The sequence below is a fragment of the Bifidobacterium lemurum genome, from assembly GCF_014898175.1.
Lineage (GTDB): Bacteria > Actinomycetota > Actinomycetes > Actinomycetales > Bifidobacteriaceae > Bifidobacterium > Bifidobacterium lemurum.
In genome coordinates this window covers 1,845,432-1,868,970 of record NZ_CP062948.1, presented here as the reverse complement: position 1 = coordinate 1,868,970, position 23,539 = coordinate 1,845,432, and the positions used below count along the sequence as shown (strand labels likewise).

Genomic DNA, 23,539 nt, shown 5'->3' with positions numbered 1-23,539 from the left:
GGCGTCCAGACTACCGTCAGCACAGAATCGAATGGAGCGCGAGGGCGGAGCTGTCGGTCAGCGAAGCCACCTGATCCACGGCGACACGCAGACGCTCGTCGTCATTGGTCGATTCGTTCCAGTCGGCGAGGAATTGGCTTTCCAGCACGTCCGAGGCTCGCGGGGCGTCCCGCATCAGCACGTCGACCAGATCCTCCACGATGTCAAGCTCGCGCTGGTGGAACGGCTCCTGTTCGCGCGGCGCCATCACGAAATGCACGGCGACGCCTTTGAGCGCCATGATCTCGTAGCCGGTCCGCTCGGGGACCACCACATGCGCCGAATAGCGGGTGAGCGGCCCCGCGCCGTAGACCTCGCGGGTGGTCTCCTCCACCGAATGGCAGAAACGGCCGATCAGGTCGCTGGTGATGTTCTTCAGCTGGGCCAGGGCGGACCGGGAGCCGTTGAAATGCTCGGGGAACATACGTTCCTTTTGCAGGCGTTCGAAAGCCGCGACCAGTTCGTCGCCATCCCACTTCTCGCCGTACCACTGATGGGTTTCCTCGACGATGCGGTCCAGCACGCGCGGATCGGTCAGCGCGATCGGGTTGAACGCGCCGGTGGCGATGGCGTCCTCCACGTCGTGCACCGAATAGGCGATGTCGTCGGCCAGGTCCATCACCTGGCATTCCATGGGTTTGACGCGCGGCGGGGCGCCGGTTTTCAGCCAGCGGAACACGGGCTCGTCGTCGGGATAGACGCAGAATTTCACGCTTCGCCCGCCGGGATCGTCCCGTATGGCTTCGGCGTAGGTCCACGGATATTTGACGGCGGCGTCGAGGGCCGCGCGGGTGAGGTTCACGCCGGCGGAGCGGCCGTCCTCGTGGAAGACCTTGGGTTCCAGCCGGGTCAGGATGCGCAGGGTCTGCGCGTTGCCTTCGAATCCGCCGATATTGCGGGCGATGGCGGCGAGCGCCTTCTCGCCGTTGTGTCCGAAGGGTGGGTGGCCGAGGTCGTGCGCCAGGCAGGCGGTGTCGACCACGTCCGGGTCGCAGCCGAGCATCGCGCCGATCTGCCGGCCGATTTGGGCGACTTCCAGCGTATGGGTCAGGCGGGTGCGGGCGAAGTCGTCGGTGCCGGCGACCAGCACCTGGCTTTTCGCGCCCAGACGGCGCAGGGCCGACGAATGGATCAGACGGGCGCGGTCGCGTTCGAACGCGGTTCGGCTTTTGGATTTCGGCGGCTCGTGGGCCCAACGCTCCTCGTCGGCCTCGGTATACCCTTCCCCCACCGGCATCGTCTCGTGTTCGTTGGCGGGGCGTTCGCGGCCATTCTCATACGCAACGCTCATGGACCTCCCCTTTCGCCGCGGAATCAAGCCGCTTTCAGACTATCATCCGACTTACAACGATTTAACCATTTCGTCCTTGGCGCGATGACAAAACGGCGGCATACCGCCATTCGTGATTTCATGGTGGTTAAAGCGTTGTAACTGACAAAACGTCAAAAACAACGATTTAACCATTCCGCTCATGCCGCGACACCAAAACGGCGGAATACCGCCAACCTCGACAACGCGGCGGTTAAAGCGTTGCAATCGCCGTACTACACGGTGTTGTAAAGCCGCGCGGGAAAGGCGGCGCGGTATTGCGTCGGGGTCAGGCCGGTGCGGCGTTTGAACACGCGCATGAAATATTTGGCGTCCTCATAACCCACTTCGGCGGCGATGGCCGCGACCGGCGACGAGGTGGTGGAGAGCAGCTCGCGTGCCCTATCGACGCGGTATTCGACGATCTGCTCCACGATGCCGATGCCGAAGGCCTGGTGGTACAACGACGTCAGATAGCTCGGCGAGTAATGGAACCGCGCGGCCACATCGGCCACGGAGATGTCGTCGAAGGCGTTGGCGCGTATCCACGAATGCACCGACCGCAAGGAGCCACGCGCGCGCCGTTCGCGAGCCTCCGCGACTCCCATGCCTTCCGCGGCCGCAATAGCGCCGCCCCCGCGGCTGCCGCCGGCGGCACCCGGACCGTCGCCATCCGCGTTCGCGCAACGTCGCCGCATCTGCATGGTGATCTCCAGCAGCAGGGCGGTGGCGCAATACGAACAGTAGGCGTTGGGTCGGGAGTCCGCCTCCGCGAACAGGTCGAGCAGCTGGTTGGACATCACGGCGAGGCGACCCGCATCGTCCACCGCGCCATACAACGGCAATGACACGCACCGATCGTCGGACGACGGTCTGGAGGCGGTCGTCCAAGTCCCGCCGCCTCCGTCGGCGGCACCGGCGAAACGGAAATGCATCCACACGAATTCAAGGGACGCGGTGATGGCCTCGGTGCCGACATGCTCCACGCCGGCGGGAACCAACGCCATCTCGCCTTCGCGAATCAGCAGGTCGGATTCCCCCACCCGGATCGGCAACACGCCCCGGCGCACGATGATCAACTCGAAGTCGTCCATCGTGCGCCGCATATGCCGCCAGCCCGGCCCCGACACAAAATGTCCTATCGACGAAAACTGCACCGGGGTCTCGACACGGGCGGTTACGAATTCCATGCCTCCATGGTAGCGTTCGCCATCTCGAGCGGAGCATCCACCCCGTCACCCCGGGCAGGTCTCCGCCCCGTCATACCAACGGAACCACCCCACCCGTCATCCCGGGCAATCTCCACCTCGTCATCCCGAACGGAACCATCCCATCCCGTCATCCCAACGGAACCGCCCCACCCCGTCATCCCGAGCGGAGCGCAGCGGAGTCGAGGGATCCCAGCCCATGCATAAGAGATCCCTCGACTCCGCTCGGGATGACGGGCGGGTGGCAATCCGCTCGGAACGAAAAACTCCACCCGGAATGACGGGTGGGCGACAATCCGCTCGGAATGACGGAAAACTCCGCTCGGGATGTCCAAGACGACCTTATAGATTCAGCCACACGCGCATCTCGCTCAGGCCGCGGTTGGCCCACGCGAAATACGGGATCAGCGTGATGTCGACCGGCTGACGATCCGGCGCGCAGGCCGGGTCGAAACGGCGGTACAGGGGCACGCGAGGCGCGTCGACGGGCGCGTCGTCCGCGGTGTCGGGCTCGACGGGCTCGCGCCAGCCGGGAACGGTCAGCCTGACCATATCCCAGTCCACCGGATCCACCACCCCCGTGCGCCCGCTGCCGTCGGTGCGGCTTTCGTCGAAACCGGCGTGCATCGTGAACTTCTCGGCCGTGGCCTCGTCCAAACGGGCCGCGTCCACATGCAGACGGCCCAGCCCCTCGCCGTTATCGACGCCTTCCGCACAGAAGGTGATCGGCCCGCGCACGAAGGCGACCTTGCCGATGTTCTCGCCCACGCGCGGATTGGCGGCCACCGGCACCACCGGCATGGGGAAATCGAAGGCGACCACGTCGCCGTCCCGCCATTCGCCGGTCAGGTAGAGATAGCCGTCGCGGATCTCGCGGCTGACGCGTCCCTCGTTCTCGCCGCTCGCCGTCACCACGGCGGCCGCGCCGGTCTCGTCGCCGGCCCATGCGGGCAGACGGAAGGCCAACGTGCCGCTCGCCGCACGCTCGAGGTGGACGGTCGCCTTGCCTTCGCCGCTCCACGGCATCGCGGCCTCGACGCCCAACTCCATCGCCGCGCCCGCGAAGTCGAACCGCGCGCGGCCGCCCATATACAGGTGCGTGTACAGCGTGGCGCCGTCCTCGCCCAACGTGTAGGCGTACTGCTGGATCGAGCTGACGATGCGGGTGATGTTCGGCGGGCAGCAGGCGCAGCCGAACCACTTCTGACGCACCGGCTTGACGTGTTCGAAGTTGCGGTCGCGGTTGAGCGCGGCCTCGGGACGCACCTCCAGCGGGTTCACATAGAAGAAGCTTTTGCCGTCGAGGGCCATGCCGGCCAGCACGGTGTTGTAGAGCGCGCGCTCCATCACGTCCGCATACTCGCCTTTGGCGCGGATCTGCAGCATGCGGCGCGCGAAGAAGGCCAGCGCGATCGCGGCGCAGGTCTCCGAATAGGCCAGATCGTTGGGCAGATCGTAGTCGTAGGAGAAGGCCTCGCCATGGCGGGTGCCGCCGATGCCGCCGGTGATGTAGAGCTTCTTGTCGACGATGTTGCGCCAGAGTTTGTCGACCGCGTCGGTCAGGTCGCGCGCGTCGGTCAGGCGGGCCACATCGGCCACGCCGGAATAGAGGTAGGCGGCGCGCACGGCATGGCCGACGGCCTCATGCTGGTCGGCCACCGGCTGGTGCGCCTGATAGTAGGCGTACGGCAGCGGCATATCCTCGTTCGGCTGGTACTTGTTGCCGTCGTGGACGGCGCGCGCCCGGTCTTCCTGCTCGAAATACAGCGGGGATGCGCCGCGCTCGCGTACGAAATATTCGGCCAGATCGGCGTATCTGCGCTCGCCCGTGGCCTCGGCCAGACGGATCAGCGCCATCTCGGCGATCTCGTGACCGGGGTATCCGCGCAGTTTGCCCTCTTCGGTGCCGAAGCGGGAGGCCACGTAGTCGGCGAAGCGGGCGGCGGCCTTGAGCAGCTTGTCTTTGCCGGTGCCTTGATAGTAGGCGACCGCGCCTTCGACGAGGTGCCCCAGGCAGTACAGCTCGTGGTGGTCCTTCAGGTAGGTGAAGTGACGGTCCATGCCGTTGAGGATGTAGTAGGTGTCGAGATAGCCGTTGTCGAGCTGGGCGGCGCAGACGATGTCGATCGCCTCGTCGGCGGTGCGCTCGAGTTCGGGGTCGGGATGGGTGGCCAGCGTGTAGCCCACGGCTTCGATCCATTTGGAGAAGTCGGTGTCCTGGAACACGAAGCCGTAGAATTTGTCCGCGTCGGGGTTGGCGGGGTCTTCGGGCAGCGCGTTGAAGCCGCGGTCGGTGTAGGTGGGCGGCACGAACCGTTTGCCGGAGCTTTCGGCGGTGCGCTTGCTGGCGTTCTGCGCGGCGGCGGCCTTGAAGTTGTGCATGCAGTAGCTCGGATCCGCGCCGGGCACGCGGTCGTTCAACGCCTCCCACTGGTAGGGGATCACGGCGGTGCGGGCGAGATGCTGCTCGGCGGACCAGAAGGGGTCGTCGACGGTGACGTCGGCGACGTTCAATGGCGTGCTGTGTTGCGGTGTGACGGACATCATCGTCTCCTTCGGAATACGGGTTGCCGGTGGATGGCGCCGGCTCCCCTCGGTCGGGAATGCCGCGCTCTCGCAGCCTCAGCTTAGGAGATGCCCCGCGCCCACACAGGTGGACTTTTCGTTGCTCAAGTGGATTTCACCTCAGACTCGCCCATCATGAAGCTGACTTCACATGAAGGAAGCTTCATGTTATGGTGATGACAAAAGAACATCACGAAAGCAGATATGCGATGAAGACGAAGGTCCGCGAATACCGCAACGCGGCGGGCATGACCCAGCAGGAGCTGGCGCGGCTCGTCGGGGTGTCGTCGCGCACCATCATCTCCATCGAACGCGAGCAGTACAGCCCCTCGCTGATGCTCGCCTACCGCATGGCGCGGCTGTTCGGCGTCAGCGTCGAAGATCTTTGCCAACTTGAGGAGAACCGTCTCATCGAAGACGGCGAAGGGAAGTGACACCATGAACGGCAACGGCAACGGCAACGGCAACAAACTACTCCAGAGCCAGCGGCAGAACCGCGTCTTCGGCATCGTGTTCCTCATCCTCGCTCTCCAGGATGCGCTGTCGATCGCCTTGGGGCACGACCCCATGTCATGGCGAAACATCTTTCCCATGATGGCATACGCTATGACGAGCGTCCTCATGCTCGCCGCATCGCGCTCACCGATAACGGCCATCTCCGCGAATCCCGCCCTCGCCGAAGACGAGCGCGACCGGCTCATCGTGATGAAAACCTACGCAAAGGCCATACGTGTCATGGAGTTCGCACTTGCCCTCGTCGGCATGGTTTGCGGAATCCTCGCCAACTATGACGGTTCGGCCACGCTGGCCAACATTTCGGGCGCGCTTGCAATCATCAGCGGCACCTGCCTGATCACCATGTGCGCCACGATGCTGCTGTGCGCCGCGTTGTCGGCGCATTACAACCGCACCATGTAACGCGCCATGCCCATTCGCGCGCCATGGTGCGGTGGTCACATGGTGCGGTGGGTTGGAATTTCAACGTTTTCAAGGCACCGCACCATGGAAAGTACGGCACCATGGGCACCACCGCACGATGTGCCGCACCATGTATGGGTCACATGGGTTACAGCAGGGTGGCGGGGTCGAGGCGCGAGAGGTCGGCGGGACCGAACACGTCGGAGGCGTGCAGGTACAGGCGCGGGATGCGGCTGCGCAGGCAGGTGAAGATCTCGTAGCTGATGGTGTCGGCGGCGCGCGCCCAATCGTCGGCCGTCGGTTCGGCGAAGGCCTCGCCGCGCCCCGGTCCGAACAGTTCGACCGTATCGCCCTCATGCACGCCGAGCTCGGCGGCGGATCCACGCAGGTCGAGGATGAACTGGTCCATGCACACGCGCCCCGAAACGCGGAACAGCCTGGGCCCGTCCGTGGTCATCACCCGCACCGGGCCGCCCGGCTTATCCATATGCTTCGCGCCGGCCATATCGAATCCGGAGGCGGAACGGTGGATGCCGTCGGCGTATCCCAAAGGGACGATGGCGGTGGATGTGCGTCCGTCGGTCAGATAGGTGCGCCCGTAGGAGATGCCATGCCCGGCGGCCACGTCTTTGACGGTGCCGAGCTGCGCCTGCAGGCTCATCGCGGGACGCAGCGCGTATTTGGCGGGCGTGCCCATGGCCGGGTCGGGCTCGTAGCCGTACAGTCCGATGCCGGGGCGCACGAGCTCGAAGTGGATCTCCGGGCGGCTGAGCGTGGCGGCGGTGTTCGCCAGATGGCGAATCCGAGGCGCGAGTCCGGCGGCTTCCATACGCCGGGTGAAATCGTTGAACCGCTCGATCTGCCGGTCGGTGGACTCCACGAATTCGGGCACGTCGGGCGCGTCGGCCACGGCCAAATGACTCCACTGGCCCACGATATCGAGCGCGCCTTCACGCGCGAGCAGCGCCAGCCGGGCGAGCGCTTCGTCGAAATTCTCCTCGGTGAAGCCGTTGCGTCCGAACCCGGAGTCGACCTTCACATGCACGCGGGCCGGTTTGCCGACTTGGCGAGCGGCGCAGGACAGCCGGTCGAGACCGGCCAGGGAGCCGACCGACACGTCGATGTCGTTGGCGATGAGCTCGTCGAAGGGCACCTGCGCGCCGTTGTACATCCAGGTGAGCATGCGGCAGCGGTCGGGGCCGATGCCCAGTTTGCGCAGCGTCAGCGCCTCATGCGCCTGCGCGGTGCCCAACCAGGTGGCGCCGCCGGCCAAGGCGGCCAGCGCGGCGGGCAGCAGGCCATGCCCGTAGGCGTCGGCTTTCACCACACCCATCACCGCGGTGCCCGAATGCGCCCCGCCGACGACATCCACCAGATGGCGCATATTGTCGCGCAGGGCGGCCAGATCGACGATGGCCTGCGCCGGATACCGACGTTTGGCCGCCTCGTAATTGGCCTTGCCCTGCTCGGACGAGAACGAGATTTCGGGTGCCGCGTTCAAACTCATACCCGCCATTGTGTCTCGCGCATGTGACGAATCGTCGGAGAACCCACCGGCGTTTCCCCAACGGGGCACATTCCCCACGCCGTCAGACCGAACGGAGCGCGGATAGGGCACCGTATCATGTCGTGGGCAAAAACACGGCCATGTCACCCCACCTTTTATCATGGTGCCTCGGTCGCTGCTTCACGCAGTTCGCATCCGAATCCACACGAATCCAAATGAGAGAAGATCATGGACCTGTTTCGTAAGAAAACCGTGGACCAACTGACGGCGGAATCCACGCCGCTCAAGCGCACCATGCGCACCTTCGACCTGACGATGCTGGGCATCGGCGCGATCATCGGCACCGGCATCTTCGTGCTCACCGGCAAGGGCGCGCTCACCGCGGGCCCGGCGCTGTCGGTGTCGTTCCTGCTGGCGGCCGTCTGCTGCGGCTTCGCCGGCCTGTGCTACGCCGAGTTCGCCTCGATGGCACCCGTCTCCGGCTCGGCCTACTCCTACGCCTATCTGGCGTTCGGCGAACTCATCGCCTTTATGATCGGCTGGGACCTGATCCTGGAATACGCGCTGCAGGCGGCCACCGTCTCCGCCGGCTGGTCCGGGTACTTCAACAAGCTGTTGGAGGGATTCGGCCTGCATCTGCCGGTCGAACTGACCGCCGCGTACGGCACCACGGAGGGCGTGACCACCTACTTCAACCTGCCGGGCTTCGTGATCGTGCTGGTCATCACCTGGGTGCTGTCCATCGGCATCAACCAGACGAAACGCACCAACGACGTTATGGTGCTGATCAAGCTCGCGATCATCGTGCTGTTCATCGTGTGCACCGTCTGGTATGTGAATCCCGACAATTGGAAGCCCTTCTCCCCCTACGGCATCTACACCTTCCAGCCCGGCTCCACCCAGCCGATGGGCATCGTGCCGGCCGCCTCGATAGTGTTCTTCAGCTTCATCGGCTTCGACGCGGTCAGCTCCTCCGCCGAGGAGACCGTCAATCCGAACAAGACGCTGCCGCGCGGCATCCTGCTCTCGCTGGCCGTGTCCACCGTGCTGTATGTGATCATGACGCTGATCATGACCGGCATCGTTCCCTATCAGGAGTTCGCGAACTTCATCGACGCGCCGGTCGCCGGCGTGATCCTCGCCACCGGCCTCAACTGGCTGGCGTTCATCGTGAACCTCGGCGCGCTGGTGGGCATGACCACGGTGATGCTCGTGCAGCTGTACGGCCAGAGCCGCATCTGCTATGCGATGAGCCGCGACGGCCTGTTCCCCAAGCTTTTCGGCGAGGTGCATCCCAAGCACCGCACGCCGTTCAAGGGCACATGGTTCTTCGGGCTGCTCACCGCGTTCGCGGGCGGCTTCATCAACATCAACATCCTGTTCGAGCTGGTGAACATCGGCACGCTGAGCGCGTTCATCATCGTCTCGGCGGGCGTTCTGTGGATGCGCCGCACCCAGCCTGACGCTCACCGCGGCTTCAGAGCGCCGGGCGTGCCGTTCACGCCGATCGTCTCGATCGTGTTCTGCCTCATTCTGATCGCCGGACTCAATTGGGAGACCTGGGTGCGTTTCGCCGTATGGTTCGCGCTGGGCCTGGTGGTGTACTTCGCCTACAGCCGCAAGCGCTCCAAGCTCAACAAGCAATAGCCCGACCCATTCCACGAAAAGCCGCCCGCTTCTTCAGGAGACGGGCGGCTTTCGCATGTCGGCGGACGGTCACACCACCATCGACAGGGCGAGCACGGAGGCCAGGCCGGTCAACGAGAGCACCGAGGTGAGCGTGGTCCACGACATCAGCGTCTCCTTAAGAGACAGGCCGAAATACTCCTTGATCATCCAGAATCCGGCGTCGTTCACATGGTCGGCGAACACGGAGCCCGCGCCCACGGCAAGCACCATCAGCGCCGGGTTGACGCCGGTGGCGGCGACCAGCGGGGCGACCAGTCCGGCCGCGGTGAGCGCGGAGACCGTGGCCGAGCCGAGGCACACGCGCAGCACGGCGGCGACCAGCCAGGCGGCCAACAGCGGAGGCATGTTGATATTGGTGAACAGTGTGGAGATGAAGTCGGCGATGCCGCCTTCGGTGAGCACCTGCTTGAAGGCGCCGCCACCGCCGATGATCAGCAGCATCATGGCCACCTGTTTGACCGACTCGACCATGGAGTCGCCGATCTGCGCCATGCTCAGCTTGCGGCACACGCCCATGGTGAACACGGCCACGATCAGCGAGATCAGCATGGCGATGTCCGGCGCGCCGACGAATTGGATGGCCTCGTTGACCAGGCTCCCCTCGGGCAGCACGAACGAAAACACCGTGGCGAGAGCGATGAGGATGACCGGCATCATCGAGGTCAGCACGCTGATGCCGAAGCCCGGCGTCTCGTCGTCGTTGAATTCCTTGACGTCGCCGAGCACGGCCACATCGATGTCCTTGCGGTACAGGCTCGGCCTGATGCGGTGCAGCACCATGTTGAACAGCGGACCGCACACGATCACCGTCGGAATGGATACGATGACGCCGTAGATCAGCACCTGTCCCATGCTTGCGCCCAGCGTTTCGGTGATGGCGGTGGGCGCGGGATGCGGCGGCAGGAACGCGTGGGTGACGTTGAGCGTGGCGGCCATCGGAATGCCCAGATACATCAGCGGCATATCCAGCTCGCGGGCGATGACGAAGATGATCGGCAGCAGCACGACCAGACCGACTTCGAAGAACAACGCCAGTCCGACGATGAACGAGGCGAGCACCACGGCGATCTGGATGCGGGTGCGGCCGAATCTGCGGATCAGCGTGGTGGCGATGCGGTGGCCGCCGCCGCAGTCGGCGACGAGTTTGCCGAGCATGGAGCCGAAACCGAAGATCACGGCGAGATGGCCCAGCTGGCCGCCGATGCCCGTCTCGATGACGGTGGGGATGTCGGCGGTGGGGATGCCCAGCGCCAACGCGGCCAGAATCGACGTGATGATCAGCGCGACGAAGGTGTTGAGCTTGAGCTTGACGATGAGGAAGATCAGCACCGCGACGGCGCAGGCGACGATAACCAATGGCATGATGTGACCTCTTTCGATCCGAACGATTCGATCCGAACGATGGCCTAGCGCAGCAGATAGCCGCCGTCGACCGGCAGCATCACGCCGTTGATGTAGTCGGAGGCCGACGAGCACAGGAACACCATCGCGCCCATCAGCTCGTGGGGCTCGCCCCAATGTCCGGCGGGGATGTGCTCGCGGATCTCCACGCTGCGCACCGGATCCTCCTGCAATGCCTTGGTCATGGGCGTGTTGATATAGCCGGGGGCCAGCGCGTTGACCTGGATGTTGTGGGGCGCCAGCGCGTCGGCGTAGGCGCGGGTCAGGCCCATCACCGCATGCTTGCTCGCCGCGTACGGGAAGATGAACTTGCCAGCGCGGTAGGACTGCATGGAGCCGATATTGACGATTTTGCCGCTGCCCTGCCCGATCATGACCTTGGCCACCTCATGAGAGAGGTAGTACAGCGCGTTGAGGTTCAGTTCGATGACGGCCTGCCAGTCGGAGTCGGGGAAGTCCACCAGCTCGTGACGGCGCTGCATGCCGGCGTTGTTGATGAGCACGTCGATGCGGCCGAATTCCGCCATCGCCCGTTCCGTGATCTTCTTGGCGGCACCGGGCTCGGTGATGTCCTGCAGCATGAACACGGCTTTGCGTCCGTTGGCCTCGACCGCGGCGCGGGTCTCGTCCCAGCCCTGCTGGTCGTAGGAGACGATGAACACGTCGGCGCCGACCTTGCTCACCGCCTGCGTGTAGTACTGCCCCAGTCCGCTGGCGCCGCCGGTGATCAGCACCACTTTGTCGGTCAGGTCGAAGCTGGCGATCGAGAACTGTTCCATAATCTCTCCTTTGGGTGTCTGCCGGGTGCGCCCCGACGGTGGGTGGCGTCGCGCCGGATATGGACGCACTTCGTTGGCGTCCGTTGGTCTCAGTCTGTTTTATTGGTGTATCGATTTCCCAATCTGACACAACTTTGTTTACTGAATTATATTCAAGGTTGGTGTATCGATACCATTAAAAAGTACTCTTTTTAATCGGGGTTGTCAACGCGTGTCGCGAAGATGGTGTCGCGAACGATTTTTCCCGGAGGTGGCGCATGGCCAAAGCGACGATCGCCGACATCGCACGCGAGGCGGGAGTCTCGGTCACCACGGTGTCGCGTTTCATCAACGGCAACTTCAGCAAAATGCGTCCCGAAACGCGCCAGCGCATCGAACAGACGGTGGCCCGCCTCGACTATCGCCCCAGCGCGTCCGCGAGACGCATGCGCCAACAGCGCACCCATGTGGTGGGCGTCATCGTCGGCGACATCTCCAACGTGTTCTCCTCGCTGCTGTTCAAAGGCATCTACACACAGCTGCAGCCGGCCGGCTACGACGTGATGCTGATGAACTCCAACAATTCCGTCGACGAGGAGCGCGACGAGATCAGCCGACTGCTCTCGCAGGAGGTCGACGGCCTTATCATCCAGCCGAACTGCAAGCGGTTCTCCGCATATTCCCCCATCGTTTCGGCCTCGATCCCGCTGGTGATGGTGGACCGCGAACCCGACGACCAGCCCGGCGACATCGCCAAAGTGACCGTCGACAACCACGGATCCTGCCGCACGCTGGCCGGGCTGCTGGCCGAACGCGGCTACGAGAACGTGGTGGCTCTGAGCAACATCCGCAGCGAGATCTCCGCGCAGATGCCGCGTCTCGAAGGGCTCAGGCGGGGATGCGACGAGCACGGCATGCTGATGATCCCTATTGAGGCCAACGGCCACGACGTGGCTTGGCTCACCCAGGAGCTGCGCGCGCTCACCGGGCGGCTGGCCGGCCGGACCGCGCTGGTCTCGCTGATGGGCCCCATGCTGTTCGACACGCTGGCGGCATTGCGCGAGCTGGGGTTGCGCTTCCCCGAGGACGTGGGCGTGGTGAGTTTCGACGATTGGCGATGGTCGCAGTACGTAAGGCAAGGCATCCATCTGCTGGAACAGGATCCGCAACGCATGGGGCAGGAGGCCGCGGCCAATCTGCTCGAACAGATGAACGCCGACGCAGATCCCTACGCCTTGGCCAAGCAGACCACCCTGTCCGTCGCCGAAATCCCCGCCCCATCGATCTGACGCGGCCGGGCAGACATACGCAAACGCCCGTCGCCTTACACAATGCGCAAGACGACGGGCGGGAGCCTTCCCCATGCATCGGCCCTGACGGCCGAGCATACGGCGGAATCAGTGGGTGGCGATTTCGTCGATCTTGGTGATGTGGCCGCCGAACTGGGCGCGCATCGCGGTCACCACGCGCAGGATGTCGTCGGCGCCGCCTCGCGAGGTCTGGCGGGCGTACAGGGCGGCCGCGGTGGCGGGGGTCGGCACGCCCAGGCCGAGCGCCGCCTCCACCATCCACTTGGCCTCGCCGGACTCGTTGGCCACCGGCGGCATGTTCTTCAGTTCCGGATCGTCCTTGGTGGCGTTCTCGAACAGGTCGAGCAGCCAGGAGGCCACCACCGAGCCGGACCTCCACGAGACCATCGTCGCGGCCGGATCATCCACATACTCGCTGCGCATCATCGTGGCGAAGCCTTCACCGAAGGCCTGCATCATACCGTATTCGATGCCGTTGTGCACCATTTTGGCGAAGTGTCCGCCGCCGACCGGTCCGGCGAGCACCAGACCATACTCGCCTTCGGGTTTGAGCGTCTCCAACAGCGGACGCACCGCCTCGAAGGTCTCCTTCTCGCCGCCGACCATCAGCGCGTAGCCACGTTCCGCGCCCCACACGCCGCCGGAGACGCCGCAATCAAGGAACTTCACGCCCTTGGCGGCGAGCAGTTCGGCATGGCGTTCGTCGTCGGTGTAGCGGGAATTACCGCCGTCGATCACGATGTCGCCGGCGTCGAGCAGGCCGGCCAACGTCTCGACGGTGGAGTCGGTGGCGGCGCCGGCCGGCACCATCACCCACACGACGCGCGGCGCGTCCAACGCGGCGACCAGAGCCTCGAGGCTGTCCACGTCGCGGGCCGAATCGGGATTCATGTCGAATCCGACCACGGTGTGGCCGCCGTCGCGCAGGCGCTTGACCATGTTGCCGCCCATGCGGCCCAGTCCGATCATTCCCATTTGCATGATGTGCTTCTTTCTCTTGAGGGTTTTGCGGTATATGTTGGTTGGATTGTCGATTGTTGGCTGTGGATTGTTGATGGCCGATGGCCGCCGGCGTTAGACGATCAGCGAAAGCAGCATCGTGAAACCGAGGCCCACCACGGAGAGCACGGTCTCCATCACCGACCAGGTTTTGATCGTCTGCCCCACCGTCATGCCGAAGTACTCCTTGACCAGCCAGAAGCCGGCGTCGTTGAGATGCGAGAAGAACACGGAGCCGGCGCCGATGGCGAGCACGAGCAGCGACAGGTGCGCGGGATCCATGCCGGCGGTCAGCGGCGTCATGATGCCGGCCGCGGTGACGGTGGCAACGGTGGCGGAGCCGGTGGCCAGACGGATGAGCACGGCCACCAGCCAGCCGGCGAACAGCGGGTTGAGCGCGGATTCGGTGATCGACTGGGCGATCACGTCGCTGATGCCGGAGTCGACCAGCGTCTGCTTGAAGCCGCCGCCGGCCGCGACGATGAGGATGATGCCGGCGACCGTGCCGAAGGACTTGCCCACCATGCCGTTGACGGCGTCGCGGGTGGCGTGCTGCATGAAGCCAAGCACGATCATCGCGAGCACGGCGGTGAGGAACAGCGCGGTCAGCGGCTCGCCGATGAACGCGAGCGCGCGTCCCCACTGGGTGGTGGCGTTCAGGCCGGTCAGGTCCACTATGGAGGCGGCGAGCATCAGCACCACGGGGAAGAGGATCACGCAGATGGCCTGGGCGAAGCTGGGACGGTTCTCTTTGGATTGCGGCGCGTCCTGTTCGCCCTGGTTCTCCGGTGCCATGATCGGCACCCAACGGGCCATCAGCCTGCCGAGCAGCGGGCCGGAGATGATGACGGTGGGGATGGCGACGAGCAGGCCGAGCGCCAATGTGACGCCGAGGTTCGCGCCGATCGCGTCGATGGCGGCGAGGGGGCCGGGATGCGGCGGCACGAAGGCGTGCAGCGTGGACAGGCCGGCGAGCGCGGGGATGGCGATGAGCATAACCGGCGCTTTGGCGCGGCGGGCGGCGAACAGCACGACCGGGATGAGGATCACGACGCCGACTTCGAAGAACATGGGGATGCCGACGATGAAGGCGATCAGCGCCATCGCCCACGGCAGGCGTTGCAGCGGGGTTTTGTCCATGATGGTGTCGACGATCACGTCGGCGCCGCCTGAAGAGAACAGGATGGTGCCGATGATCGCGCCGAACGCGATGAGCAGGCCGACGCCGGAGAATGTGGAGCCGGCGCCCGAGGTGAAGCTGTCGATGGCTTCGTCGTAAGGCACGCCCGCGCATACGGCCATGACGAACGAGCCGAGCAACAGGGATAGGAAGGGATGCAGTTTGACGACGGCGATCAGGATGACGATCGCCAGAATGCCGACGATGGCGGCGATGATGAGATTCATGGAATCCTCCTCGATTCTGGATGATCTCGTGTGGCGGTGATGCCGGACTTCCTTGCTGCGGGAACATCCCGCCCGGAAGCCTTCGACGTGAATATCGTGAAAGGGGTCCGCCTAGGCGACGGCGGCCGTCAGAGCGGCCTCTTCTTTGGCGGCGTGTTCCTTGACCGCCTCAAGGGCGCGTTCGACCATATCGTCGACCGAACCTTCGATGGAGATTTCGATGCCGGGCTCGTCCTCCTGGAGGGGTTCGAGGATGGCGAACTGGCTGGGCAGCAGGGCCGGGGGCATGAAGTGGCCCTTGCGGGCGGCGAGGCGCTCGGAGATCATCTCCTGCGTGCCGACGAGATGCACGAAAAACACCGGCACGTTCTCGCGCAGCACGTCGCGGTAGGCGCGCTTGAGCGCGGAGCTGGAGACCACGGTGGACTGGTCGAGCGAGTCGCGGGCGATCATCCATGTGTTGATGACGCGCAGCCACGGCCAGCGGTCCTCATCGGTGAGCGGAATGCCGGCGGACATCTTGTCGATATTGGCCTGCGGATGGAAGTCGTCGCCTTCGGCGAGCTCGAATCCCAGACGGTCGCGGATTGCCTCGGCCACGGTGGATTTGCCGCATCCCGCGACACCCATAACCACCACATGAATGTTCATAACACGCTCCTTGTTGCTTCGTTGCCAGGATGACAAGACCTCAACGTCTCCTGTTGAAGAATACGATAAATCAGAATCTGATTCTTTGTCAAATTAAAAAGAGTACTTTTATTGATGGCGTGTCGCGCTTATGTTTCTTTCGTCATCTCCAACAGTGATAATCGGCATATGAATAACAGCACCGAATCCTCACTCATGCACCTGCCGGTCACCGACAGCCTGGCCATCGCGATTCTCAACGGCGATTGGACGCCCGGCAGCAGCAAAACCCTCGAAGCCATCCAAGAGGAATTCGGCATCTCCCGCACCGTGGCCCGCGAGGCCGCCCGCAGCCTCGAAGCGGTGAACGCGGTCGCCATCCGGCGCAGAGTCGGACTGATCGCCCAATCCCCCGACCAATGGTCGGCCCTCAGCCCGCAGGTCATCCAATGGAAGCTGCGCTCCGACCATCGCGCGCAGGAACTGCTCTCCCTGACCGAACTTCGTCTGGCCATCGAACCGGCCGCCGCCGACGGCGCCGCGCGACATGCCTCAATCGACGTGAAGGCCAAATTCCCCGTGCTTGCGATGGAACTGCGCAAACACGGCGAAAGCGGCGACCTCGAAACCTTCCACAAACTGGACATCCAATTCCACAGTCTGCTTCTGCGCAACAGCGGCAATGAGATATTCGCCGCCCTGGCCGACATCGTCGCCGTGATCCTGCGCGGCCGCGTGGAGATCGACATGTATCCGCGACGCCCGGAAGCCTCGGCGCTCGACGCGCATGAGGCCGTGGCCGAAGCGATATGGAAAGGAGACGGGCAGGCGGCCCGGCAGGCGATGCACGACATCGTCGACGAAGTGGAGACGGCGATTACCGGAGGGACGCAGTAGGCGGTCTGGATACGCGGTTGGCGCGTGTCGCGGTTGGGTTATATGGATGGCTCGGGCGGCGGGGAAGCCTTACGTCGGCAGACGTACGGTTGCGATGTGTGACAGTTGGGATATATGGACGGCTCGGGCGGCGGGGAAGCCCTACGTCGGCAGACGTACGGTTGGTGCCATATAACAGTTGGGTTATATGGATGGCTCCGCCGGCACGGAAGCCCACTGGGCTTCCTCTACGGCCGGCTCGCGTGACTTGCATATGCAATTCTTTCAGAATTGCAGGCAAGTCACCATTCATGGCGTTGATATGCGATGCGGGTGGTGTCGGTCGGACGGTCGATGAGCTGAATCAGACCGCAGCGGGCGAAGCCGGAGGTCTCCAGCACATGTTGCATGGCTTTGTTGTTCGGATGGGTGTCCGCGCGCACGTTGCCGTAATGCTGCAACGTCCAGTTGATGCAGTCGCGCGCCGCATGCTTCGCCAATCCGGACGCGGCGATGCGGTGGATCGTCACATACGGATCGTCATCCAGCCACGCGCCCTCGATGGTCCGATAGGTCGGATCCTCACCCGGGCAAAGGGCGAACTGCGCGAGGATGCGTTCCTCTCCATCCAGATGATCGACCAACAGCATGGTGCGTTGGGAGGCGATATCCTCGCGCACCACCGCCTCACGGGGAAACTCGGTGCCCCATTGCGTGGGGTTGCCGCCGGCGGCCATCAGCTCGCGCGCATGCGCGTAGATCTCCAACATCCGAGGCAGATCCTGCGGCGTGGCATGGCGGAACATCCGCGCGTCGGCGGCGGCATTGGCGTTGACGCCGGCACCGGCCGTCACGTTGGCATTCACCTCATCCGACATGGTCACCCGTCCTCTCTCAATCAACTGACGGCAAAACTACCATGCGCTCCGCACAAACCAGCCTCAGACGACCTTGCGCTCGAAGGGGTCGGAACTGATGCCCTTGGCGAGGATGTCCTTGCACCACTCCTTGGCGGTGAACAGACTGTGGTCGCGGTAGTTGCCGCAGCTTTCCTCGGTGGTGGCGGGCACGTCCTCCCATGTGGCCTCATTGGCGATGAATTCCAGCGACTCCTTCACCGCCCGCGCCACATCCTCGGTGCTGTGCTCGCCCCAAGTGAGCAGATGGAATCCCGTGCGGCAACCGAACGGCGAGCAGTCGATATAGCCGGGGATACGCTCGCGCAGCAGCACGGCGATGGTGTGTTCGATGGTGTGCAGACCACCGGTGGGTATCGCGGTTTCGTTCGGCTGTGTCAGACGCACGTCGTAATTCGAGATCACATCGCCGTTGGGTCCGGTTTCGGTGTCGATGTAGCGCACATAGGGCGCCTTGACCTTGGTGTGGTCCAGCTGGAAGCTCTCCACGACCGGCTTATCCTGCTGCTGCGTCATATCTCATCCTTTCAACGAAAAACATCCGCATACCACTGTCGCCGATACGCGCCCCCTCGTCAACCCCATGACCGCGCGTGTTTCCAACGGCACGTTCCCGATGCGCCGCTACAGGCCGCACGTCGCGCTTTGCGGACCATCCAAGGCGCATGCCCGAACCCCAACATCCGACGACGGAAACCTATCCGACGCCGCGTGGCGCCACCACGCCGCCACGCGCGGACAACAGGTGATCCGATCTAATCCCGACCTGCCTGAGGCGCGGCGACCTCGGCTTGAAACGCGGCCACGGCCTCCATGAAACGCTTGCCGTACTGGTTGAGCTTGTTCTCGCCCACGCCGTTCACCGCAAGGAACTGCGCGTTGGTGAGAGGACGGATGGCGGCCATATCGCGCAATGTCTTGTCGGAGAACACGATGTAGGGCGGCTTGCCGATCTCCTGCGCGATCTCGCGGCGCAGCGCGCGCAATCGTTCGAACAGCGCCTCATCCTCGTCGCTGGGCGCGGCGACACCCGTCGAAGCGACGGACGCGACCATCGAACCACGGCTCGCGCCGCCCTTGGACCCGACACCCCCGCCGAAGGCCGTTCCACCGGTGGCGGCGGACGAACGCCGCACCCTCTTGATCTCGTAGTGGAAATCCGCAGCGATGGTCTCGCCGGCCCGAACGCCGAACCGCACGATCGGCATGCGGCCTTCCGCGATGAACAGGAAGCCGTCGGTGGCCATCTGGCTGAGCACATCACGCACGCGCGCCTCGTTCACATCCCTAAGCATGCCGAAAGTGGGCATGGCCTCGGGATTGAGCCAGGCGAGATCCTGCGCTTTGGAACCGCGCAGGATTTTGACGATCTTACCGGAGCCGACCCGTTGGTCCACGTCGTGCACGCATTGGCTGATCGCCCGCGCGATGTTCGTCACATCGATGGTCTCGAAGGTCTGCCCGCAATTCGAGCAGGCGGTGCAAGGCGAGCCATCATCCCCCTCTTGTCCGAAATACCGCGTCATATACCGATGCAGGCAGTCGGTGGTGCGGCAGTATCCGACCATGCCGTCGAGCAGACGGCGTTTGGCCATACGCACGATCTCCTGCTCTTCAGGGCTGAGCCGCTCGTTCTCATAGTCGCCGTCAAGCAACCGCCGTCTTGTGACGATGTCTGATTCGTTCCACAGCAGCGTGCATCGGCTGGGTTCGCCGTCCCGCCCCGCACGGCCGGCCTCCTGATAATAGGCCTCGATGCTTTCGGGCATATTGTGGTGGATCACGTAGCGCACGTTCGATTTGTCGATGCCCATGCCGAAGGCGTTGGTGGCCACGACCACGGGCACACGATCGGCGACGAAGTCGGCCTGCGCCCGATTGCGCTCGTCGGCCAACATGCCGCCGTGGTAGGCCACGGCGATAGGGCCCGCGGCCGTGTGCGCGCCTTTGGCCTCCCGCAGCTGCGGCACGCTTTGGTTGAGCGTGGCGGCGAGCGCCTCGGTGTCCTTGCGGGTGGCGCAGTAGATGATGCCGGATTCCTCCGCATGCTCGGCCACATAGCTCGCCACCCATGCGGCCTTGTGTTTGGACTCCATGTTGAGCACGTCGAAATACAGATTCGGCCGGTCGAAGCCGGTCACGGTCACCGCCGGATTCCTCAATCCCAGCAGGCCCACGACGTCGCGGCGCACGCGTTCGGTGGCGGTGGCGGTGAACGCGCCGACGACCGGACGCGCGGGCAGACCCGCGATGAATTCACCGATACCCAGATAGGATGAGCGGAAATCCTGGCCCCATTGCGAAACGCAATGAGCCTCGTCGACGGCGACCAGAGAGATGGGCACGCGCGCGGCGAAGTCGCGGAACCGCGTGGTCTCCAAACGTTCCGGCGCGACATACAGCAGTTTGATCTGGCCGGCGGCGGCCTGCGCGAGCACCATGCCCTGCTCGTCGGGAGCCTGCGTGCCATTGACGAAGGCCGCGGGAACGCCGGCGTCGTTCAGACCGTCGACTTGGTCGCGCATCAGCGAAATCAACGGCGAGATCACGACGGTGATGCCAGGCATCAGCACGGCGGGAATCTGATAGCACACGGATTTGCCCGCACCGGTGGGCATCACGCCCAACACGTCCCGGCCGGCGAGCAGCGTGTCCACGATGCCCGCCTGTCCCGGGCGGAACGAATCGTATCCGAAATAGCGTTTCAGCGCGCCAAGCGCCGCCGTGTTGTCAGTCATACCCGACAAGTCTAATGCGCCGACGGGCCGGCCACACGGCCGGTCCGCCTCTGACGCCGGATCGTCCACGTTCATGGCGCGCGATTCGGCCGCATGCGGCGATGAATCGCACCTCGCCAATATACGCCTGTCAGCCAGTTGGCACTTGAGGCCTCCAGTTGGCACCCGACTTTCGAGCCGACGATATATCGTTGGCGTTATTCCGCCGATCCTTCTCTATCGTCGACTTCGATCCCAATAATCGGGTGCCAACTGGAGGCCTCAAGTGCCAACTGGTTATTTGCCTCACTCCACGTTGGCGTGCTGGGCTTCGGCGTCGGCGTCGGAGACGTTGTCGCGACGCGACAGCATCAGGCATAGCGCGTCGAGCGCGATATGAACGCTCTGGTCGAACAGGGAGCTCAGCAGCTGGATGGAGCCGCCGGCCTCGCCCTTGACGCGGCCGGGCACCACGATGACCGCGTCGGCGGCCTCGCCCAGCGGCGAGGCGGGCTTGGAGGTGACCGCGATGACCTTCACGCCCAGCTTCTTCGCGGCTTCGGCGTCCTCGACCGTGCGGCGGGTGGTGCCGGAGCCGGAGATGGCCAGCAACACGTCGCCCTCATGCATGGAGGGACAGATGGTTTCGCCCATCATGTAGCTGGTGTAGCCGATATGCATCAGGCGCATGGCGAAGCTGCGCGCCTGGAAGCCGGAGCGGCCCTCGCCGGCGGCGTAGACGCGGCTGTTCCTGGTGATGACGTCGGTCGCGGCTTTGAGGTCGCCCTCGTCCATTTTGGCGACGACGCCCTGGATCTCCTCGACGATCTGGTCGAGGATGCGCGGCTCGTTGGCGTTGGCTGCGGTGTTGTCGGTGTTGGTCATTGCATTTCCTCCTTGCATGCGCGGCATGCTGCTTGAATGTCGTCGGCTTTGGTGATGGCCGACCCCATGATGACGATGTCGAGGCCTTCCGCGGCGAGCGCGGAAAGTTGGTTCTGTTTGATGCCTCCGGCGATGGCGATGCGCGCGATCTGCGGGAAGCGCCGTTTGAACGCCCGCACCTGGGCGACGGGATCCTTGGTGGCGCCGGAGTCGACCGAAGTGTGCAGGCAGTAGACGGCGTCGGGGAACACGGCGATCTTCTCGATGCGCGCCTCGTCGCATTCGAGCAGGTCGACCATCATCACGCCGTCATGCTCGGCGGCGGAGGCGGCGCACGCCTCGAGCGTGCCCATCGATGACGAGCCCATGACGGTCAGATACTTGAAACCGCATGCGAATCCAAGGTCGAATTCGTATTTGCCCTCGTCGCAGGTTTTGATGTCGCCCAGCAATGTGGCCTTGCGGGTGAGCGGCTCGAGGGCGCGCACGCCGAACTCCTTGGTGAGCGAGGTGCCGATCTCGATGATATCGGCCTCGCCGGCGATCCGCTCGACGAGTTCCCGCGCGCGTTCCATATCCACACGGTCGATGGCGACTTGCAGTTTCACAGCGTGACCTCCTTGCGGTCGGTGGTGGCGATGAACCGTTCCAGCTCTTCGGCCGTGGGCAGGCCTTCGGAGTCAGAGACGCTCGTGACCTGAATGGCGCCCACGGCGTTGGCGCGCTCCAGCAGACGCTCGTCGTCCAGGCCTTCGAGCAGCGCGGTGATCACGCCGGAGGCGAAGCCGTCACCGGCGCCCACCGTGTCGACCACCTCGACCTCGAAGCTCGGCACCACGGTTTCTACGCGCTCGCCGTTCGCGTCGCGCTCGAAGGAGGCGGAGCCGCTGTCGCCCAGTTTGATGATAACCTTCTTGACACCCATGTCGAGGTAGAAGTCGGCAATGGCGCGCGGATCGTCGAGACCGGCGAACAGCTGCCCCTCGGACAGGCCCGGCATGAACACGTCGCATTTGGCGGCGAGACGGTTGGTCGCCTCGATCATGGCCTCCTGGCTCGGCCACAGGGTGGGGCGGGGGTTCGGGTCGAAGGTGACGGTCACGCCATGCGCGCGGGCCGCGTCCACAAGAGCGCTCACCGTGTCGTAGGTTCGGGGGGTCAGGGCGGAGAAGATGCCGGTGACGTGCAGGATCTTCAGTCCCGCGAAGTCGATGCCGTCCACGATGTCGGGGGTGGTCTGCGAGGCGGCGGAACCGGCGCGGAAGTAGATCACCTTGGAATCGGTCTCCGAGGGCAGTTTGAGCTGGAATCCGGTGGCGGCGCCGGAGACGCGGCGGATGTTCGCCGTGTCGATGCCGGAGTCGTTCATATAGTCGATGATCAGGTCGCCCTGCCAGTCATCGCCCAGTTGGGTGACGTAGCTGATGGAGTGGCCCTGGCGGTTCACGCCGATGGCCACGTTGAATTCGGCGCCGGCCATCTGGCGGGGCAGGGTGCGGGCTTCCATATAGGTTTCGTCGGAGTCGGCGATGAGGTTCACCATCGGCTCGCCGATCGTCATCACTTCGCTCATGATGCTGCTTCCTTCTTGAATGTTCTGGTGTGTGCGATTACTGGGATGAATTACCGGATGAGTCGGAGAGGCGTCACCGCGCGTCGACGACCGCGCGCAGCTCGGCCACCTGCTCGGCCACACGGTCGGCCTCGATGGGGAATTCGAGGAACACCGGCACGTCGGGCCCCAACTGCGGGAGCATCGCCCGCCAGTCGATGACGCCGTCCTGAAGCATGGTGGTGCTCAGCTCCTCGCGGTTCGCGGCGCCGTTCACGTTCTTCAGATGGAACACGGTGATCCGCTCTCGCAGCCGGCCGAACGCCTCGTCCGGATCCTCGCCGCGCCAGAACCAGTTGCCCAGATCGAAGGTGTAGCCGATTTTGCCGCCGACCTGTTCGATATGCGCGAGCGAGGCGGTGGTGCAGGCGAGGGTGCCGTTCTCGGGGGTCTGGTCGTTCTCGATGGTCAGGCTCACGCCGCGTGCGGCGGCTTCGGCGTCGAGTCCGGCGATCACGGAGGCGTCCACGTCTTTGACGTCGCCTTGGTTGAACTTCACGTTCCTGACGCCCATGCGCCTCGCTTCGTCGAGGAATCCCGCGAAGCCGGGGTGCGCCGCGCCGTCGATGGTGATGGATTCGGGCACGGAGTAGAACAGCTCGAGGCCATGTTCGCGGGCCGCCGCGGCGATGGCGTCGAATTCGGCGTCGTCGGCGATGTATTCGCGGCGCACTTCGGCGAGCGTGACGCCGTGGCCGGCGATGGTGGGGAGAATGGCGGACTGCGGGGTGCCGGACTGCAGTTCGTTCATATAAACAAGGGTGTTGATGCCGATGGTGGTCATGGCGGGCT

General features: G+C 64.4%; 21 protein-coding genes. 5 read left to right on the top strand and 16 right to left on the bottom strand.

What is annotated here, in order from left to right; translation table 11 throughout:
* Positions 1-16: 16 nt before the first annotated feature.
* The 3 genes from BL8807_RS07140 to BL8807_RS07130 all read right to left on the bottom strand — a co-directional run bounded on the left by BL8807_RS07140 (position 17) and on the right by BL8807_RS07130 (position 5,103).
* Positions 17-1,276 carry a deoxyguanosinetriphosphate triphosphohydrolase gene (locus BL8807_RS07140; protein WP_072726644.1) on the bottom strand — a complete coding sequence of 420 codons (1,260 nt, stop codon included), beginning with the start codon at positions 1,274-1,276 and terminating at the stop codon, positions 17-19.
* Between the two features lie 308 nt (positions 1,277-1,584).
* A complete protein-coding gene (locus BL8807_RS07135; RefSeq protein ID WP_072726596.1) occupies positions 1,585-2,538 on the bottom strand; it encodes an AraC family transcriptional regulator in 954 nt (317 codons plus the stop codon).
* A gap of 360 nt (positions 2,539-2,898) precedes the next feature.
* On the bottom strand, positions 2,899-5,103 hold the full coding sequence (locus tag BL8807_RS07130) for a glycoside hydrolase family 127 protein (protein ID WP_072726598.1): 2,205 nt from the start codon (positions 5,101-5,103) through the stop codon (positions 2,899-2,901).
* Positions 5,104-5,330: 227 nt separating this feature from the next.
* Between BL8807_RS07130 and BL8807_RS07125 the strand changes: the two genes are divergently transcribed.
* Together BL8807_RS07125 and BL8807_RS07120 are read left to right on the top strand one after the other, a co-directional pair.
* Entirely contained in the window at positions 5,331-5,555 is a 225-nt protein-coding gene (locus BL8807_RS07125) for a helix-turn-helix transcriptional regulator (protein ID WP_072726645.1), read from the top strand.
* Positions 5,556-5,559: 4 nt separating this feature from the next.
* Positions 5,560-6,039, top strand: coding sequence for a DUF2178 domain-containing protein (locus BL8807_RS07120; protein WP_072726600.1), 480 nt, complete (start codon positions 5,560-5,562; stop codon positions 6,037-6,039).
* 148 nt (positions 6,040-6,187) lie between these two features.
* On the opposite strand, the gene alr is transcribed toward BL8807_RS07120, so the two are convergent.
* On the bottom strand, positions 6,188-7,546 hold the full coding sequence (gene alr, locus BL8807_RS07115) for an alanine racemase (protein WP_072726601.1): 1,359 nt from the start codon (positions 7,544-7,546) through the stop codon (positions 6,188-6,190).
* Positions 7,547-7,774: 228 nt separating this feature from the next.
* On the opposite strand from alr, the gene BL8807_RS07110 reads away from it, so the two are divergent.
* A complete protein-coding gene (locus BL8807_RS07110) occupies positions 7,775-9,193 on the top strand; it encodes an amino acid permease (RefSeq protein ID WP_072726602.1) in 1,419 nt (472 codons plus the stop codon).
* Between the two features lie 69 nt (positions 9,194-9,262).
* Here BL8807_RS07110 and BL8807_RS07105 read toward each other — a convergent pair whose 3' ends face one another.
* Together BL8807_RS07105 and BL8807_RS07100 are read right to left on the bottom strand one after the other, a co-directional pair.
* The gene (locus BL8807_RS07105) at positions 9,263-10,597 is read right to left on the bottom strand and encodes a gluconate:H+ symporter (protein WP_072726603.1); all 1,335 of its coding nucleotides are present in this window, start codon (positions 10,595-10,597) and stop codon (positions 9,263-9,265) included.
* Between the two features lie 44 nt (positions 10,598-10,641).
* Complete coding sequence (locus tag BL8807_RS07100) at positions 10,642-11,415, bottom strand: glucose 1-dehydrogenase (RefSeq protein WP_072726604.1); 774 nt, start codon at positions 11,413-11,415, stop codon at positions 10,642-10,644.
* Between the two features lie 257 nt (positions 11,416-11,672).
* Here BL8807_RS07100 and BL8807_RS07095 point away from each other — a divergent pair, with 257 nt between their 5' ends.
* Positions 11,673-12,683: a LacI family DNA-binding transcriptional regulator gene (locus tag BL8807_RS07095; RefSeq protein ID WP_072726605.1), complete on the top strand. Its 1,011-nt coding sequence runs from the start codon at positions 11,673-11,675 to the stop codon at positions 12,681-12,683.
* A gap of 108 nt (positions 12,684-12,791) precedes the next feature.
* Here the strand turns inward: BL8807_RS07095 and gnd are convergent, their stop codons facing one another.
* From gnd to BL8807_RS07080, 3 genes are all read right to left on the bottom strand, one after another.
* A complete protein-coding gene (gnd, locus tag BL8807_RS07090) occupies positions 12,792-13,685 on the bottom strand; it encodes a phosphogluconate dehydrogenase (NAD(+)-dependent, decarboxylating) (RefSeq protein WP_072726606.1) in 894 nt (297 codons plus the stop codon).
* Between the two features lie 93 nt (positions 13,686-13,778).
* A complete protein-coding gene (locus tag BL8807_RS07085; protein WP_072726607.1) occupies positions 13,779-15,110 on the bottom strand; it encodes a GntP family permease in 1,332 nt (443 codons plus the stop codon).
* Positions 15,111-15,221: 111 nt separating this feature from the next.
* Positions 15,222-15,761, bottom strand: coding sequence for a gluconokinase (locus tag BL8807_RS07080; protein ID WP_072726608.1), 540 nt, complete (start codon positions 15,759-15,761; stop codon positions 15,222-15,224).
* Positions 15,762-15,929: 168 nt separating this feature from the next.
* On the opposite strand from BL8807_RS07080, the gene BL8807_RS07075 reads away from it, so the two are divergent.
* On the top strand, positions 15,930-16,637 hold the full coding sequence (locus BL8807_RS07075) for a FadR/GntR family transcriptional regulator (protein WP_072726609.1): 708 nt from the start codon (positions 15,930-15,932) through the stop codon (positions 16,635-16,637).
* A 281-nt stretch (positions 16,638-16,918) separates the two neighbouring features.
* Here BL8807_RS07075 and BL8807_RS07070 read toward each other — a convergent pair whose 3' ends face one another.
* From BL8807_RS07070 to BL8807_RS07040, 7 genes are all read right to left on the bottom strand, one after another.
* Positions 16,919-17,422 (bottom strand): GNAT family N-acetyltransferase, encoded by a 504-nt coding sequence (locus BL8807_RS07070; RefSeq protein WP_072726646.1) that lies wholly within the window; start codon positions 17,420-17,422, stop codon positions 16,919-16,921.
* Between the two features lie 135 nt (positions 17,423-17,557).
* A complete protein-coding gene (locus BL8807_RS07065; RefSeq protein WP_072726610.1) occupies positions 17,558-18,049 on the bottom strand; it encodes an S-ribosylhomocysteine lyase in 492 nt (163 codons plus the stop codon).
* Between the two features lie 239 nt (positions 18,050-18,288).
* Positions 18,289-20,271 (bottom strand): DNA helicase RecQ, encoded by a 1,983-nt coding sequence (gene recQ, locus BL8807_RS07060; protein ID WP_072726611.1) that lies wholly within the window; start codon positions 20,269-20,271, stop codon positions 18,289-18,291.
* Between the two features lie 285 nt (positions 20,272-20,556).
* Positions 20,557-21,135 carry a 6-phospho-3-hexuloisomerase gene (gene hxlB / locus BL8807_RS07055; protein ID WP_072726612.1) on the bottom strand — a complete coding sequence of 193 codons (579 nt, stop codon included), beginning with the start codon at positions 21,133-21,135 and terminating at the stop codon, positions 20,557-20,559.
* Positions 21,132-21,743, bottom strand: a complete 612-nt coding sequence (locus BL8807_RS07050) for an orotidine 5'-phosphate decarboxylase / HUMPS family protein (protein ID WP_072726613.1) — start codon at positions 21,741-21,743, stop codon at positions 21,132-21,134. Before BL8807_RS07050 ends, hxlB begins: the two co-directional genes overlap by 4 nt.
* Positions 21,740-22,708: a sugar kinase gene (locus tag BL8807_RS07045; RefSeq protein ID WP_072726614.1), complete on the bottom strand. Its 969-nt coding sequence runs from the start codon at positions 22,706-22,708 to the stop codon at positions 21,740-21,742. The genes BL8807_RS07050 and BL8807_RS07045 overlap by 4 nt, the downstream gene beginning before the upstream one ends.
* 73 nt (positions 22,709-22,781) lie before the next feature.
* Positions 22,782-23,531: a sugar phosphate isomerase/epimerase family protein gene (locus tag BL8807_RS07040; protein WP_072726615.1), complete on the bottom strand. Its 750-nt coding sequence runs from the start codon at positions 23,529-23,531 to the stop codon at positions 22,782-22,784.
* Positions 23,532-23,539: the final 8 nt, after the last annotated feature.

Bases quoted from the DNA above. Each gene is read 5' to 3' on its own strand.
- BL8807_RS07140 (WP_072726644.1), bottom strand. From the start codon at position 1,276: ATGCCGGTGGGGGAAGGGTATACCGAGGCCGACGAGGAGCGTTGGGCC.
- BL8807_RS07135 (WP_072726596.1), bottom strand. From the start codon at position 2,538: ATGGAATTCGTAACCGCCCGTGTCGAGACCCCGGTGCAGTTTTCGTCG.
- BL8807_RS07130 (WP_072726598.1), bottom strand. From the start codon at position 5,103: ATGATGTCCGTCACACCGCAACACAGCACGCCATTGAACGTCGCCGAC.
- BL8807_RS07125 (WP_072726645.1), top strand. From the start codon at position 5,331: ATGAAGACGAAGGTCCGCGAATACCGCAACGCGGCGGGCATGACCCAG.
- BL8807_RS07120 (WP_072726600.1), top strand. From the start codon at position 5,560: ATGAACGGCAACGGCAACGGCAACGGCAACAAACTACTCCAGAGCCAG.
- alr (WP_072726601.1), bottom strand. From the start codon at position 7,546: ATGAGTTTGAACGCGGCACCCGAAATCTCGTTCTCGTCCGAGCAGGGC.
- BL8807_RS07110 (WP_072726602.1), top strand. From the start codon at position 7,775: ATGGACCTGTTTCGTAAGAAAACCGTGGACCAACTGACGGCGGAATCC.
- BL8807_RS07105 (WP_072726603.1), bottom strand. From the start codon at position 10,597: ATGCCATTGGTTATCGTCGCCTGCGCCGTCGCGGTGCTGATCTTCCTC.
- BL8807_RS07100 (WP_072726604.1), bottom strand. From the start codon at position 11,415: ATGGAACAGTTCTCGATCGCCAGCTTCGACCTGACCGACAAAGTGGTG.
- BL8807_RS07095 (WP_072726605.1), top strand. From the start codon at position 11,673: ATGGCCAAAGCGACGATCGCCGACATCGCACGCGAGGCGGGAGTCTCG.
- gnd (WP_072726606.1), bottom strand. From the start codon at position 13,685: ATGCAAATGGGAATGATCGGACTGGGCCGCATGGGCGGCAACATGGTC.
- BL8807_RS07085 (WP_072726607.1), bottom strand. From the start codon at position 15,110: ATGAATCTCATCATCGCCGCCATCGTCGGCATTCTGGCGATCGTCATC.
- BL8807_RS07080 (WP_072726608.1), bottom strand. From the start codon at position 15,761: ATGAACATTCATGTGGTGGTTATGGGTGTCGCGGGATGCGGCAAATCC.
- BL8807_RS07075 (WP_072726609.1), top strand. From the start codon at position 15,930: ATGAATAACAGCACCGAATCCTCACTCATGCACCTGCCGGTCACCGAC.
- BL8807_RS07070 (WP_072726646.1), bottom strand. From the start codon at position 17,422: ATGTTCCGCCATGCCACGCCGCAGGATCTGCCTCGGATGTTGGAGATC.
- BL8807_RS07065 (WP_072726610.1), bottom strand. From the start codon at position 18,049: ATGACGCAGCAGCAGGATAAGCCGGTCGTGGAGAGCTTCCAGCTGGAC.
- recQ (WP_072726611.1), bottom strand. From the start codon at position 20,271: ATGACTGACAACACGGCGGCGCTTGGCGCGCTGAAACGCTATTTCGGA.
- hxlB (WP_072726612.1), bottom strand. From the start codon at position 21,135: ATGACCAACACCGACAACACCGCAGCCAACGCCAACGAGCCGCGCATC.
- BL8807_RS07045 (WP_072726614.1), bottom strand. From the start codon at position 22,708: ATGAGCGAAGTGATGACGATCGGCGAGCCGATGGTGAACCTCATCGCC.
- BL8807_RS07040 (WP_072726615.1), bottom strand. From the start codon at position 23,531: ATGACCACCATCGGCATCAACACCCTTGTTTATATGAACGAACTGCAG.